The sequence below is a fragment of the Streptomyces sp. NPDC058274 genome, from assembly GCF_042881375.1.
Taxonomy (GTDB): Bacteria; Actinomycetota; Actinomycetes; order Streptomycetales; family Streptomycetaceae; genus Streptomyces.
Genome location: NZ_JBHVXW010000005.1, coordinates 241,149 through 254,718, shown reverse-complemented (window position 1 = coordinate 254,718; position 13,570 = coordinate 241,149). Strand labels below are relative to the sequence as shown.

Genomic DNA, 13,570 nt, shown 5'->3' with positions numbered 1-13,570 from the left:
GGACGTGACAAGGGCGGCGGCCAGGCCTCGCGGTGGCGGCGGCCGGGAGCCGGCGCCTTCCGGAGCTTAGCTCATTGTTACCTATACTCACAATGAACAAGGTCCTGATATTGTTCCCGCTATGACCACCCCCGATGCCGACGGGCTGCTCGCCGAGCAGTTGCTGCGGCTCACCCGTCGTGTGCACCGCATCCAGAAGCGCCATCTGGCCCAGCGCGAGCTGGGCATCACTCCCGCGCAGTCCCGGCTGCTGCGCACTCTGGCGCACTACAGCTCGCCGCCCCGCATGGCCGATCTCGCCGAGCGCCTCGAAGTGGTGCCGCGGGCCGTGACGACGCTGGTCGACGGCCTGGAGGCGAACGGCAAGGTCCGCCGGGCGCCCGATCCCACCAACCGCCGGGTGATCCGGATCGAGGTCACGGACGAGGGACGCAAGGCACTGCGCGAACTGCGCGGGGCGCGCCGGTCCGCGGCGGAGGAGATCCTCGCTCCCCTGACGGACGACCAGCGCGAGGTGCTGGGCGGGCTGCTGAACACGCTGATCGACGGCGTGCCGGAGCGAGGGCTCGGCTGCTGAGCCACCGTGGGGGCGGGTCGTGCCGGCCGTGGGGGCGGGTCGTACCGGCCGTGAGGGTACTCCTGACGACAAGGTGGCCGCCCGCCTGGTCCTCCCGATCCGCCTGAGCTGCTGGGGCCTCTGACGGGGTCAACCGGCCTCGGGCACACGCTCCTTGACCGGCTGAGCAGCGGCGTCGGCAGGCTGCTGTGGCGGCACGACGGCCCCGGCCGGCTGCTCGTCGGCGTCCGGTACCAAAGCCGGCTGCTCGTCGGCGTCCGGTACGAACGCGATCTCGCCGTCCAGCACCTTCTTCGCCCGCTCGGTGTCCAGGGCGCCTTCCCAGCGGGACACCGCGAAGACGGCGACGCAGTTGCCGAGCAGGTTGGTGGTGACACGCATCGAGTCCATGATGCGGTCGACGCCCAGCAGCAGGGCGACGGCGCCGGCGGGAATGACCCCGAGGGAGGAGGCGGTCGCGGACAGGGCGAGGAAGGCCGAACCCGGCACGCCCGCCATGCCCTTGCTGGTCAGCATGAGGACCAGCACCACGGTGATCTGCTGCCCCGGGCTGAGGTCCACCCCCACCGCCTGAGCGATGAAGAGCGTGCCGATGGAGAGATAGATCGAGGCACCGTCGAGGTTGAAGGAGTACCCGGTGGGCAGCACAAGACCGACCGCGTCGTCGCGGCAGCCCGCCTGGCGCAGCTTCTGCATCATGCGGGGCATGACGGTCTCGCTGGAGGCCGTGCCGAGCGCGAGCAGCAACTCCTCGCGGGTGTACCGGACGAACTTCCAGAGGCTGAGCCCGGTGACCGCCTTGAGAGCGACGGCGAGCAGCACGAGGAACAGCAGCGCCACCGCGTAGCACAGCACGATCAGCTTGCCGTACGTCTTGATCACGCCCAGGCCGTACTCCCCGACCAGGTGGACCATCGCGCCGAACACGGCGAGCGGTGCCAGCCGCATGATGAAGCCGACGATCGCGAAGACGACGTCCTGGACCTGCTCGACGGCGGGCAGCACCGCGGGCACCTTGGTGTGGCCGAGGTGGAGCAGCGCCGCGCCCACGAGACAGGCGAGGACGAGGACTTGGAGCAGCGAGTTCTCGGCGAAGGCGCCGACCGCGCTCTGGGGCAGGGCGTCCAGGATGAACTCGCCGGTCGAGGGCAGCGAGCCGCCGCCGGTCTTGCCGTCGACCGCGGAGGCGTCGAGCTTCGACGGGTCGACGTGCATCCCCGAGCCTGGGCCGACCACGTTGGCCGCGACCAGACCGATGAGCAGGGCCACGGTGGTCGCGGCCTCGAACCAGACGAGGGCCTTGATCCCGATCCGGCCGAACGCCTTCAGATCACCGGCCTTGGCGATGCCGACGACGACCACGCAGAACACCAGCGGTGAGATCACCGCCTTGATGAGACGCACGAAGCCGTCGCCGAGCGGCTGAACGGCCGTGGCCGTGTCGGGCCACAGCCGTCCGACGACGATTCCGAGCACGAGGGCGCAGGCGACCTGCGCGAACAGTGAGGTACGCAGCATGCGTGCGACGCGTCGCGGGGACGGTACAGACGGCGGCACGGGGGGACTCCTCCGACGGGACTTCTGATATGCGGAAATGCGCTTCCGCGTCGATCACTATCGGGAAGTCGTTGATCGCGCCGGAGACCTGCGTGTCACACCCCTGTTAATCATGGCGAGGGTGACGCGACACACGTCCTGGATCAGCAGCGGCTCCGGTCCTCGGTGAGCACGCCCTGCACGGTGGCCAGCTCCCGGTCGTAGCAACCGGCCGAGCCGTACAGCCGGTAACGCTCCTTCGTCGTCCCCACCGCGTGGCGCTGGTCGCGCGGCACGTTCGCCGTATACGTCGCGTCACCCGTGTAGGTGTCGTCGAACCGGGACCAGGAGGTACGCCGGCCGCCGCGCGACGCGTCCACCGACGCGCGGTCGCCGATGGTCAGGACGGTGCGCAGCCGGTCGTCGGCCCCGAGGGTGGTCGTGCCGTCCATGGCGTACGTGCGATGTGTGCGGGTCGTCGCGGCCGGTCCACGCCCGTCGACGGTGACCGACTCGTCGTCCGTCCAACCGGCCTCAAGACCGTCGGTGTTCTCCCCCTCGGTCCAGCGGTGCACGGAGGTGTTGGCCAGGTCGCGGCTGACGGTGGTCGTGACGCGGCCGTGCGAGGTGTCGAGGTATCCGGCGACGGTGAGCCGATGACCGCCCTCGGTGTCGAGACGGTACTCCGGTGAACCGGGCGTGTACGTCGAGGAGTTGGCCGGGTCGCCCGCCTTGATGCGGGTGACCGCGCCGGTGACGTGCGCACGCCCCGCGTCCTGCCAGACCAGGACGTTGACCGGTGTGCTCCAGCCGCTCTGCCCCTCGGGCACGCCGACGACGGAGACGTCGACCTGGTGCGGGCGGCCGTCGTTGAGGAGTCCCGCGAAGGGGGTCAGGTCGTACTCGATGGGCCTGACGTCGAAGGCGCGCGGGCCCGGGATCACGTACCAGAGGAAGGGGTTGGACCAGCCGCCGGTCCACACGGTCGGGAAAGGCGCGGCGATTCCTGCCAGTTGGCCGTCGACCTTGATCTGCACCTCGCGGTAGGGGCCGTTCGCCGCCTTGCACGAGTACGGTGCCGCGTCCGGGACCGTCAGGTACCAGAACTCCTCGCAGCCGCCGCCCGAGCCGGTGGCGTACACCTCGGCGACGATCCGCTCACTGTTGCGGGGCGTGGTGAGCGTGCCGTCCTGGAGGGTGAGGACACGGTCGGGGGGCGTGGTGGTCCGGTCGGACGTGCCCGAACTCGTGGCTGTGACCGGCTCGTTCGTCGCGTAGAAGGTCAGGACGACCTTCACGTCGATGACACCGGTGTAGGTCTCGTCGACCATGTTGCCGATGAGCATCTCGACGTCGCGGCTCTGCCGGAACGTGTCGCTGTAACGGGTCACGTCCTTCTCCACGGACCATCCGATGCCGTCGGGCGAGGGCTCCGGGGTCGACGTGCGGAGGACTTCGACCCCGCCGATGTGCAGATAGCCGAGCCGGTCGTACTGCCGCCCCTTGACCTTGCCGTCGAGCCGCAGGACCACCTTGCTCCAGCTGGTCCCGCAGCCGCTCGGCGGCGTGTACGTGCCCTGGTACGGCGTGTAGTCGCGGAACTGCGTCTCGGCGACAGTCACTTGGCAGGACTTGGTGGCGGGCTTCGCCAGGGGCGGGGCCGCGGTCAGCGGGTCGTGCCAGTCGGTGCCGAACTCGGCGGGCGGCTCGGCGGGCGTGCCACCGGCGGACGGCGCGGCGATCGTGGCACCGGCGGACGAACCCGTTCCGGGTGACGCGGCCGCGGGGGCCGGGCCTGCCCCGAGGAGGGTGCTCGCCGTGAGGATCATTCCGGTGAGCATGGACATGATGACCGGTCTTCTCATGTGCGGTGTTCTACGGGGGAGTCGGCCCCGTCCGCAATGAGTTCTCGGCAGTCGGACGTCGCCCGTGCCCTCCGGATCCCGACGTCGCGCGTATGCGGGGAGCCCTGGTGCGGTGCGCGTTGCGGGGTGCCCCCGATGCGGTGCTCCCCGTCGGTCGCGCCGACTACGCCTTGAGGTCCGCCTTGTCGCCCATGACCACCACCGGGTGCTGATCCGGGTCGAGCGTGCGCAACAGGTACTCCATGCCGGACTTGGACAGGCTCACACAGGCCGACGTACCGCTGCCGTGGTCCATGTGCAGCCAGATGCTGCCGCCCTTGGACTGGCCCTCGGGCCGGGTCGGGTCGTTCGGCGAGGTGCCCTTCACCCGGTTGTAGTCGATGGCGATGACGTAGTCGAAGTCGTGCCAGTGCGACTTGGCCCAGTAGTGCGGAGCCTGGAAGGACGCGGACTCGGTGTACGGAAGTCCGGCACCGGGATCGCCGAGCACCCCGCCCGCGTCGCTGAGCGTGAACACACCGACGGGGCTGCGCTTGTCGCCCTCGTGATGGTCGGTGGTCCAGCCCTTCTTGCCGTTGTGCCCTTCCCAGCTGCGGGTCTGGTCCCAGGTGGAGCCGTTCTTCGTGTACAGGACGATCCTGGAGTCGGCGGAGTCCTTGCCCTCCCCGTAGACCGCCACGACCTGGCGGGAGTTGGCCGGGATCTCCTTCCGCAGCCGGTCTCCGACGTCCGGGATGCGCTTCAGGTCGACGGTGGGCGCCTTCGCATGGGCGGCCTTGCCGCCGGACCCGCCGTCCCCCTTCGCCGCGCTGCCTCCGTCGGCGCCGCAGGCCGACAGGGACATCAGAAGAACTCCGCAGGCCGCCAGGGCGACCCCCGCGCGCATCGAACCGCTCGCACCGCCTGTTTGCATGCGGTCCATCGTCGCACCACGTTCCGGACGATCACGCCCGGGCCCCGGTTCCCGGCCATTAAGCGGCGGTTCCGGCCGACTCTCCGCCCCTGAGGCGATAAATCGTTTGCTTCCGACCACGCTCCGAGGCGAACCTTTCACGGTTTGTTGCCGGCGTTTCACGGCCGGTCCCCGCCTCACGATGTGTTGCCGGCGTCACGGCCGGTCCCCCGTCGGCCTCGTGGTCGGCACGCACCGTCCGCTCACGGGACGGGCGCGCCCGGCTCCCCGGCCGGTTGCCGTCGGGCCCCCGCGGCCCCCCGCCCCCTGACCCGAGCCACTGGGACGTCATGCAGATTCAAGACCTTCCGTTTCCCGACCCGGGCGTGCCGGACGCGCGCTCGGGTCCCCGATTCCTGTGGTGGCTCGGCCGGAATCAGCTCGGCGGACAGCTGAAGGCCCTCGCCTGGGGCCTGCTGCACTTCGTCGCCGTATCCGGACTGCCCTTCTGCGTCGGCCTCGCCGTAGAGGCCGTCGTCGACCACTCCGGGACCCGGCTCGCCCAGGCCGGAGGGCTCATGGCCCTGTGCGGCGCGGGCATCGCGCTCGGCGACATGATGCTGCACCGCGCAGCCGTCACCAACTGGATCATCGCGGCCGCACGCGTCCAGCAGTTGCTGGCCCGCAAGACGGCGCAGCTGGGCTCCGCGCTGACACGACGTGTCGCGGCCGGCGAAGTGGTCGCCGTCTCCACGGGCGACGTCGAGAAGATCGGCTGGTTCGTGGAAGCCCTGTCGCGGTTCGCCGCGGCCGCGCTGACCGTAGTCATGGTCTGCATCGGACTGGTCGTCTACCAGCCCGCTCTGGGGATCGTCGTCGCCGTGGGTGTGCCGGTCCTGGCGCTGGCCGTGCTGCCGCTGCTGCCGCGGGCCACCCGCCGCGCCGACATCCAGCGCGAGAAGGCGGGACACGCCACGGAGCTGGCCTCGGACACGGTCGCCGGTCTGCGTGTGCTGCGCGGCATCGGCGGTGAGGAACTCTTCCTCGACCGCTACCGCCGGGCCTCCCAGGAGGTCCGCCGGGCCGCGGTGCGCAGCGCCCGCATGTGGGCGTTGATCTCCGCGATCCAGACACTGCTGCCCGGTCTGCTGATGGTGGCGGTCATCTGGCACGGGGTGCACCTGGCCCGCGACGGCCGGATCACGGTCGGCGAACTGGTGACGGTGTACAGCGCGGTCATGCTGCTCGCCTATCCGCTGCGGCACTTCGAGGAGATCGCCATGGCGTACTCCTTCTCCCGCCCCTCCGCCAAGCGGGCCGCCCGCGTGCTCGCCCTGGAGCGGATCACCGACACCGCCGGGTCGCGGGACGCCGTCGTACCGACCGGCGATCTGTACGACCCGGCGACCGGACTCCTCGCGCCCCTCGGTCGCCTGACCGCGGTCGTGTGCGGCGATCCGGACGCGGCGGGCGTCCTGGCCGAACGGCTCGGGGGCCATGCGACGGCCGAGAAGGCCTCCGCCTCGGTCCTGCTCGGCGGAATCCCGCTGGACGAGCTGCCGCTCGGCTCCGCCCGCACGGCGGTCCTCGTCCAGGACAAGGACCCGGTACTGCTTTCCGGTTCACTGCGCGAGCTGCTCGACGTGCCCTCGTCGGGCGAGGTGAGCGCCGCCGAGGCGCTCGCCGCCGCACAGTGCGGCGACGTCCTGGACGCCCTCGCCCAGGGGTCACTGGACACCGAGGACCCCATGGACGCGCGGATCACCGAGCGCGGGCGCTCCCTGTCGGGCGGCCAGCGCCAGCGACTGGCGCTGGCCCGGTCCCTGATCACGGACCCCGAGGTGCTCGTCCTGGACGAACCGACCTCCGCCGTCGACTCGCACACCGAGGCACGGGTCGCCGACGGTGTCCGCTCCCTCCGGTCGGGCCGTACGACGGTCGTCCTCACCTCCTCGCCGCTCCTCCTGGACCAGGCGGACCGGGTCGTCCTCGTGGACGAGGGCGCGGTCGTGGCGGTCGGCGTGCACCGCGAGCTGGTGCACAGCGAGCCGCGGTACCGCGCCGTCGTCACCCGCGAGACCGACGACGAGGCCACCGGCGCCGGGCCCGCGAAGCCGCGCGAGACCGACTCCCCGCACGGAGGCGGTGCACTCGAAGAACGCGAGATCGACGCGCTGGAAGAACTGGAAGAACTGGAAGAAATCGAGGAGACCGCATGATCGGCCTGGCGCCACCGGCGTACGACCCGGCCGCCCCGACCACGGCGAACACCCTGCCCGTCGGCGCCCCCGCGACCGTCCGCGCCTACGTGACCGAACTGTTCCAACGGCACCGCAGGGCCTTCCTGCTGCTCGTCACCGTCAACACGGTCGCCGTCGTCGCCTCAATGGCCGGGCCCTATCTCCTGGGCTCGGCCATTGAGCGGGTCTCGGACAGCGCGCACGATCTCCACCTGGAGCGCACCGCCGCGCTGTTCGTCGCCGCCCTCGTCGTGCAATCGGTGTTCGTGCACCAGGTACGGCTGCGGGGCGCCATGCTCGGCGAGCGGATGCTGGCCGACCTGCGCGAGGACTTCCTCGTACGGTCCGTGGGACTGCCGCCCGGCGTCCTGGAGCGGGCCGGGACGGGCGACCTGCTGTCCCGCATCACCACGGACATCGACCGGCTCGCCAACGCGATGCGTGAGGCCGTGCCGCAACTGGCGATCGGAGTCGTGTGGGCGGCTCTGCTGCTCGGCGGTCTCGCCGTGACCGCGCCCCCGCTCGCCCCCGCCGTCCTGCTCGCCGTTCCGCTGCTGGTGGTCGGTTGCCGCTGGTACTTCAAACGGGCGCCCTCGGCCTACCGCTCGGAAGCCGCCGGTTACGCCGCCGTCGCCGCCGTCCTCGCGGAGACCGTGGACGCCGGACGCACCATCGAGGCCCATCGTCTCGGCGAGCGCCGCATCGACCTCTCCGACCGCCGCGTCAAGGAATGGACCGCCTGGGAGCGCTACACGCTCTGGCTGCGCTCCGTGCTCTTCCCTGTCATCAACCTCACGCATGTCACCGTCCTCTGCTCGGTCCTGATGATCGGCGGGATCTTCGCCCTCCAGGGCTGGATCGGCATCGGCCAGCTGACGACCGGCGCCCTCATCGCGCAGATGCTCGTCGACCCGGTGGGCCTGATCCTGCGCTGGTACGACGAGCTCCAGGTGGCCCAGGTGTCGCTGGCCCGCCTCGTCGGTGTGCGGGACATCGAGCCGGACGACGGCGATCCCGCGGTGACCCCCGACGGACGCGACGTCCACGCGGACCAGGTCCACTTCGGATACCGCGCCGGCGTCGACGTCCTGCGCAAGGTGTCCCTCGAAGTCGCGCCCGGCACCCGTCTGGCTCTGGTCGGTCCGTCCGGCGCGGGCAAGTCCACGCTGGGCCGGCTGCTCGCCGGGATCTACGCGCCCCGCAGCGGCCGGATCACCCTGGGCGGCGCCGAACTGTCCCGGATGCCCGCCGAACAGGTGCGCTCCCACGTGGCCCTGGTCAACCAGGAACACCACGTCTTCGTGGGCGCCCTGCGCGACAACCTCCTGCTCGCCCGAACCGGTGCCGCCGACGCCGAGCTGTGGGCCGCTCTCGGCGCGGTGGACGCAGACGGATGGGCACGGGCCCTCGACGACGGTCTGGACACGGAGGTCGGCTCGGGAGGCCTCGCGCTCACCCCGGCCCAGGCCCAGCAGATCGCGCTGGCCCGTCTGGTGCTCGCGGACCCGCACACCCTCGTCCTGGACGAGGCAACCTCGCTCCTCGACCCACGCGCGGCCCGCCACCTGGAACGCTCCCTTGCCCGGGTCCTCGACGGCCGCACCGTCGTCGCCATCGCCCACCGGCTGCACACCGCCCACGACGCCGACGTCATCGCCGTCGTGGAGAACGGCCGCATCAGCGAACTCGGCAGCCACGACCAGCTGGTCGCCGCCGACGGCGCGTACGCGGCGCTGTGGCGGTCCTGGCACGGGTGAGCGCACGCCGGTGCCGGTGCCGTCGTCGGTGCCGGGGCCGGTCCGGTGCCCGGCCCGGTCCGATGCCGATGCCGGGTGGGTGGCCTCCCCCGAGCGCGTGCCCTGGCCGCGTGCCAGGGCCCGTGCCGTTGCGCGGTGCCGAACGGGGGTGGAAGGCTGGAAACCGGCACCGACTCGGGGAACGCTCCTGAACCAGCCGGTTCGCGAGGGGCGCGGTCTGTGCCACGCGGTCTGTGCCACGCGCTCTCCGCAGCCGCCGTGGGACGCGACGGCACCGGATCCGCCCCCACCACCTGGAGGTACCCGTGAGCAGCGCCGACGGATGGGGAGACGACGTCTATCAGCCCGACGGCTCCGAGGTTCAGGACGACGCGGGGCTGCTCGACGCCGAGGACACCCTGGACGCCGACGGCGTCGACGATCCTCTGGACCGGGGCTGGTCACCGCCCGAGCGACCGTGGGCGGTGGAGCACACCGGGGTGACCGCGGCGGAGGGACAGCACGGCGAGACCCTCGACCAGCGCCTCGCGGAAGAGCTGCCGGACCTCGCGGCCCCCGACGGAGACGGCATCGGAGACTGTGAGGGCACCGACGGCGAACCGCTCGACGACGAGGTCGGTGCCGCCCGCTCCGGCCGTCTCGTCGCACCCGACGAGGGCGCGCACGAAGACGAGGAGAGCGGTCTGATCGCCACCGACGTGGGCATCGACGGCGCTGCGGCCTCGGCCGAAGAAGCCGCCATGCACATCGTCGACGAGGACACCCTTTCCGGCTGAGACCGCCCTCCCCCGCACCACCCACCTCAGGCAAGGAGCAGCCATGCAGCAGGACAAGCACCCCGAGTACCACGAGGTCGTCTTCCGCGACCGCGCCGCCGGCTACGCCTTCCTCACCCGGTCCACCGCGACCAGTGACCAGACCATCGAGTGGGACAACGGGGAGACCTACCCGGTCGTGGACGTGGAGATCTCCTCGGAGAGCCACCCCTTCTACACCGGCAAGGCCCGGACCGTGGACACGGAGGGCCGCGTCGCGGCGTTCGAACGGCGGTACGGGGCTGCGGGCTCCGGCACGGGTGACGCCGGCTGAAGCCGACGAGGCCCTCGTGACCGGGGTGGGCATCCCGGCCGGCGTGACCATCCTGACCTCGGTGATCAGTGTCGCGAGTGGGCCCGGGCGAGCGGGCCGTCCAGCCCGCCCGGGATCCGGCCCACCGGGCTGCCCGGGCTCGGTCAGATGAAGTTCAGTGCGGCCGCGCAGCCCACCCCGCCGAGCAGCATGAACACCGGCATCAGCACCTTCAGCTCGACCCAGCTGCCGGCCCGGAACCGCATCATCTTCGGCGGCCCGATCGGATACCAGCGCTTGCGGCCCAACGGGATGGGCCACAGGATCGGACAGCCGGAAACGGTCAGGGCGTCCCCGATGTCGTGCACCAGCGCGCCCAGGACGATCGGCAGACCCAGCCAGAGGTACTCCTGCCCCGGCTCGGTGAACAGCCAGTCCGAGCCGTTGCCCGGCTTGTCCAGCACCCCCGCGAGGATCCAGGCGCTGGTCGCGGCCAGCAACCAGACCAGAATGTCGCTGCTGGAGCCGCGGGCGGCCCGCCACAGCAGCCCCTCGATGGCAAGCACCATGTGGACGAAGAGGATGGCCAGGACCGTCCAGCGTCCTCCGGTGATCGCGGCGACCGAGGTGCCCGCGCCGATCACCACTGCCCAGAGCCAGGTGTGCGTCAGCGTGCGGTGACCACCGGACCGACGGGGGTCGCCCTGCTTCCGAGTCGATTTGTAGACGGCGTACGAGAGCTTGTCGACGATCTCGCACAGCCACCGGGAGAGTGGTCCGAAGGCCCGCGAGATGGTCGCCGCCTTGTGATCCAGATCCGGGGCGAGCGCGGCTCCCGCGCAGATCAGCGCACCGACCAGCAGGACGGGCCACGGCATGGTGTGTCCGGCCGCTGCCGCCGCCGCTCCGACTCCGAGCCAGGCCGCGGCCCCCGACAGTGAGTGTGCTGGTCCCATCATGGCCGTACCCCGCCCCATTCCTCTTGTGCCGCTGCCCAGTTGCCCTCGTGCACTGACGCTCCGTCGGCGCCACAGCGTAACGTTCGCGATCTTCGTACGGGCATCCGATTCCCTGATCACGTCCGATGACAGGCAAGATGGAGGGGTGACCCTTATCGATCAGCTGCCGAAGACCGCCGACCCGGACGCCCTCTACGAAGCCTTCGAGTCGTGGGCGGGGGAACGCGGCCTCACGCTCTATCCCCACCAGGAGGAGGCGCTGATCGAGGTGGTCTCGGGTGCGAATGTGATCGTTTCGACGCCCACCGGGTCCGGCAAGAGCATGATCGCCGCGGGCGCGCACTTCGCGGCGCTCGCCCGGGACGAGGTCACCTTCTACACGGCGCCGATCAAGGCCCTGGTCTCGGAGAAGTTCTTCGAGCTGTGCAAGATGTTCGGCACCGAGAACGTCGGCATGCTGACCGGCGACGCGTCCGTGAACGCCGACGCCCCCGTCATCTGCTGCACCGCGGAGGTGCTGGCCTCCATCGCGCTGCGCGACGGCAAGAACGCCGACGTCGGCCAGGTCGTGATGGACGAGTTCCACTTCTACGCGGAGGGGGACCGCGGCTGGGCCTGGCAGATCCCGATCCTTGAGCTGCCGCAGGCCCAGTTCATTCTGATGTCGGCGACGCTCGGTGACGTCGCGATGTTCGAGAAGGACCTCACCCGGCGCACCGGCCGCCCCACTGCGGTGGTCCGCTCGGCGACCCGGCCCGTGCCCCTCTCCTACGAATACGTGCTGACTCCGCTGACGGAGACGCTCACGGAACTGCTCGCCACGAAGCAGGCCCCCGTCTACATCGTCCACTTCACCCAGGCGCAGGCCGTCGAGCGGGCACAGGCGCTGATGAGCATCAACATGTGCACGCGGGAGGAGAAGGACCAGATCGCCGCGCTGATCGGCAACTTCCGCTTCACCACCAAGTTCGGCCAGAATCTCTCGCGTTACGTGCGGCACGGCATCGGTGTGCACCACGCCGGCATGCTGCCCAAGTACCGCCGCCTCGTGGAGAAACTGGCGCAGGCCGGCCTGTTGAAGGTCATCTGCGGCACGGACACGCTCGGCGTCGGCGTCAACGTCCCCATCCGCACGGTGCTGTTCACCGCTCTGGCGAAGTACGACGGCAACCGCGTACGGACCCTGCGCGCCCGGGAGTTCCACCAGATCGCGGGGCGCGCCGGCCGGGCCGGCTTCGACACGGCGGGGTTCGTGGTCGCGCAGGCGCCCGAGCACGTCATCGAGAACGAGAAGGCGCTCGCGAAGGCCGGCGACGATCCGAAGAAGCGCCGCAAGGTGGTGCGCAAGAAGGCGCCGGAGGGATTCGTCGGCTGGACGGACAGCACCTTCGAGAAGCTCATCACCTCCGATCCGGAGCCGCTCACCTCCCGCTTCCGCGTGACGCACACGATGCTGCTGTCCGTGATCGCCCGGCCCGGCAATGCCTTCGAGGCGATGCGGCACCTGCTGGAGGACAACCACGAGCCCCGCAAGCAGCAGCTGCGGCACATCCGGCGGGCGATCGCGATCTACCGCTCGCTTCTGGACGGCGGCATCGTCGAGAAGCTCGACAAGCCGGACGCCGAGGGCCGCATCGTGCGCCTCACCGTCGATCTGCAGCAGGACTTCGCGCTCAACCAGCCGCTGTCGACCTTCGCGCTCGCCGCGTTCGAGCTGTTGGACCCCGAGTCCCCGTCGTACGCGCTCGACATGGTGTCCGTCGTCGAGTCCACGCTCGACGACCCCCGGCAGATCCTCGCAGCGCAGCAGAACAAGGCGCGAGGCGAGGCCGTGGGCGCGATGAAGGCGGACGGCGTCGAGTACGAGGAGCGGATGGAGCGGCTCCAGGACGTGACGTACCCCAAGCCGCTGGAGGAGCTGCTCTTCCACGCCTACGACGTCTACCGCAAGAGCCACCCCTGGGTGGGTGACCATCCGCTGTCGCCGAAGTCCGTCATCCGTGACATGTACGAACGGGCGCTGACCTTCACCGAGTTCGTCTCCCACTACGAGCTGGCCCGCACCGAGGGCATCGTGCTGCGCTACCTCGCCGGCGCCTTCAAGGCTCTCGATCACACCGTCCCCGACGACCTCAAGTCCGACGACCTGCAGGACTTGATCGCCTGGCTCGGCGAGATGGTGCGCCAGGTCGACTCCAGCCTCCTCGACGAGTGGGAGCAGCTCGCCAACCCGGAGGAGATGACGGCCGAGGAGGCCCAGGAGAAGGCCGACCAGGTCAAGCCGGTCACCGCGAACAACCGCGCCTTCCGCGTCCTCGTCCGCAACGCCATGTTCCGCCGGGTCGAGCTCGCCGCCCTCGACCACATCAATGAACTGGGTGAACTGGACGCCGAGTCCGGCTGGGACGCCGACGCCTGGGGCGAGGCCATGGACAAGTACTGGGACGAGTACGAGGACCTCGGCACCGGTCCCGACGCCCGCGGGCCCAAGCTGCTGCTGATCACGGAGGAGCCCCAGAACGCCCTGTGGCGCGTCCGCCAGACCTTCGCCGACCCGAACGGCGACCATGACTGGGGGATCAGCGCGGAGGTCGACCTCACGGCCTCCGACGCGGAGGGCCGTGCCATCGTCCGCGTCACCGACGTCGGCCAGCTGTGAGCACAGGAGACACCGCA

The 13,570-nt window shown here is 70.6% G+C and carries 10 protein-coding genes; 6 read left to right on the top strand and 4 right to left on the bottom strand.

The genetic code is table 11. The features are described from left to right. The first annotated feature begins 121 nt into the window (after positions 1-121). Entirely contained in the window at positions 122-577 is a 456-nt protein-coding gene (locus ACFVYF_RS13240) for a MarR family winged helix-turn-helix transcriptional regulator (RefSeq protein ID WP_389455169.1), read from the top strand. Between the two features lie 129 nt (positions 578-706). Here ACFVYF_RS13240 and ACFVYF_RS13235 read toward each other — a convergent pair whose 3' ends face one another. From ACFVYF_RS13235 to ACFVYF_RS13225, 3 genes are all read right to left on the bottom strand, one after another. Next, a complete protein-coding gene (locus ACFVYF_RS13235; protein WP_389455167.1) occupies positions 707-2,134 on the bottom strand; it encodes a cation:dicarboxylate symporter family transporter in 1,428 nt (475 codons plus the stop codon). A 143-nt stretch (positions 2,135-2,277) separates the two neighbouring features. Beyond that, the gene (locus ACFVYF_RS13230) at positions 2,278-3,978 is read right to left on the bottom strand and encodes a peptide-N4-asparagine amidase (RefSeq protein ID WP_389455165.1); all 1,701 of its coding nucleotides are present in this window, start codon (positions 3,976-3,978) and stop codon (positions 2,278-2,280) included. Positions 3,979-4,141: 163 nt separating this feature from the next. Then, entirely contained in the window at positions 4,142-4,891 is a 750-nt protein-coding gene (locus tag ACFVYF_RS13225) for a hypothetical protein (RefSeq protein WP_389455163.1), read from the bottom strand. Between the two features lie 329 nt (positions 4,892-5,220). Between ACFVYF_RS13225 and ACFVYF_RS13220 the strand changes: the two genes are divergently transcribed. The 4 genes from ACFVYF_RS13220 to ACFVYF_RS13205 all read left to right on the top strand — a co-directional run bounded on the left by ACFVYF_RS13220 (position 5,221) and on the right by ACFVYF_RS13205 (position 9,956). Beyond that, positions 5,221-7,089, top strand: coding sequence for an ABC transporter transmembrane domain-containing protein (locus ACFVYF_RS13220; RefSeq protein WP_389455161.1), 1,869 nt, complete (start codon positions 5,221-5,223; stop codon positions 7,087-7,089). Continuing rightward, complete coding sequence (locus tag ACFVYF_RS13215) at positions 7,086-8,867, top strand: ABC transporter ATP-binding protein (RefSeq protein WP_389455159.1); 1,782 nt, start codon at positions 7,086-7,088, stop codon at positions 8,865-8,867. The genes ACFVYF_RS13220 and ACFVYF_RS13215 overlap by 4 nt, the downstream gene beginning before the upstream one ends. Positions 8,868-9,172: 305 nt before the next feature. After that, positions 9,173-9,643, top strand: coding sequence for a DUF5709 domain-containing protein (locus ACFVYF_RS13210; protein ID WP_389455157.1), 471 nt, complete (start codon positions 9,173-9,175; stop codon positions 9,641-9,643). A 43-nt stretch (positions 9,644-9,686) separates the two neighbouring features. Beyond that, entirely contained in the window at positions 9,687-9,956 is a 270-nt protein-coding gene (locus tag ACFVYF_RS13205; RefSeq protein ID WP_389455155.1) for a type B 50S ribosomal protein L31, read from the top strand. Between the two features lie 143 nt (positions 9,957-10,099). Here ACFVYF_RS13205 and ACFVYF_RS13200 read toward each other — a convergent pair whose 3' ends face one another. Beyond that, a complete protein-coding gene (locus tag ACFVYF_RS13200; protein WP_389455153.1) occupies positions 10,100-10,894 on the bottom strand; it encodes a metal-dependent hydrolase in 795 nt (264 codons plus the stop codon). Between the two features lie 145 nt (positions 10,895-11,039). Here ACFVYF_RS13200 and ACFVYF_RS13195 point away from each other — a divergent pair, with 145 nt between their 5' ends. Beyond that, positions 11,040-13,553, top strand: a complete 2,514-nt coding sequence (locus ACFVYF_RS13195) for a DEAD/DEAH box helicase (RefSeq protein ID WP_389455151.1) — start codon at positions 11,040-11,042, stop codon at positions 13,551-13,553. Positions 13,554-13,570: the final 17 nt, after the last annotated feature.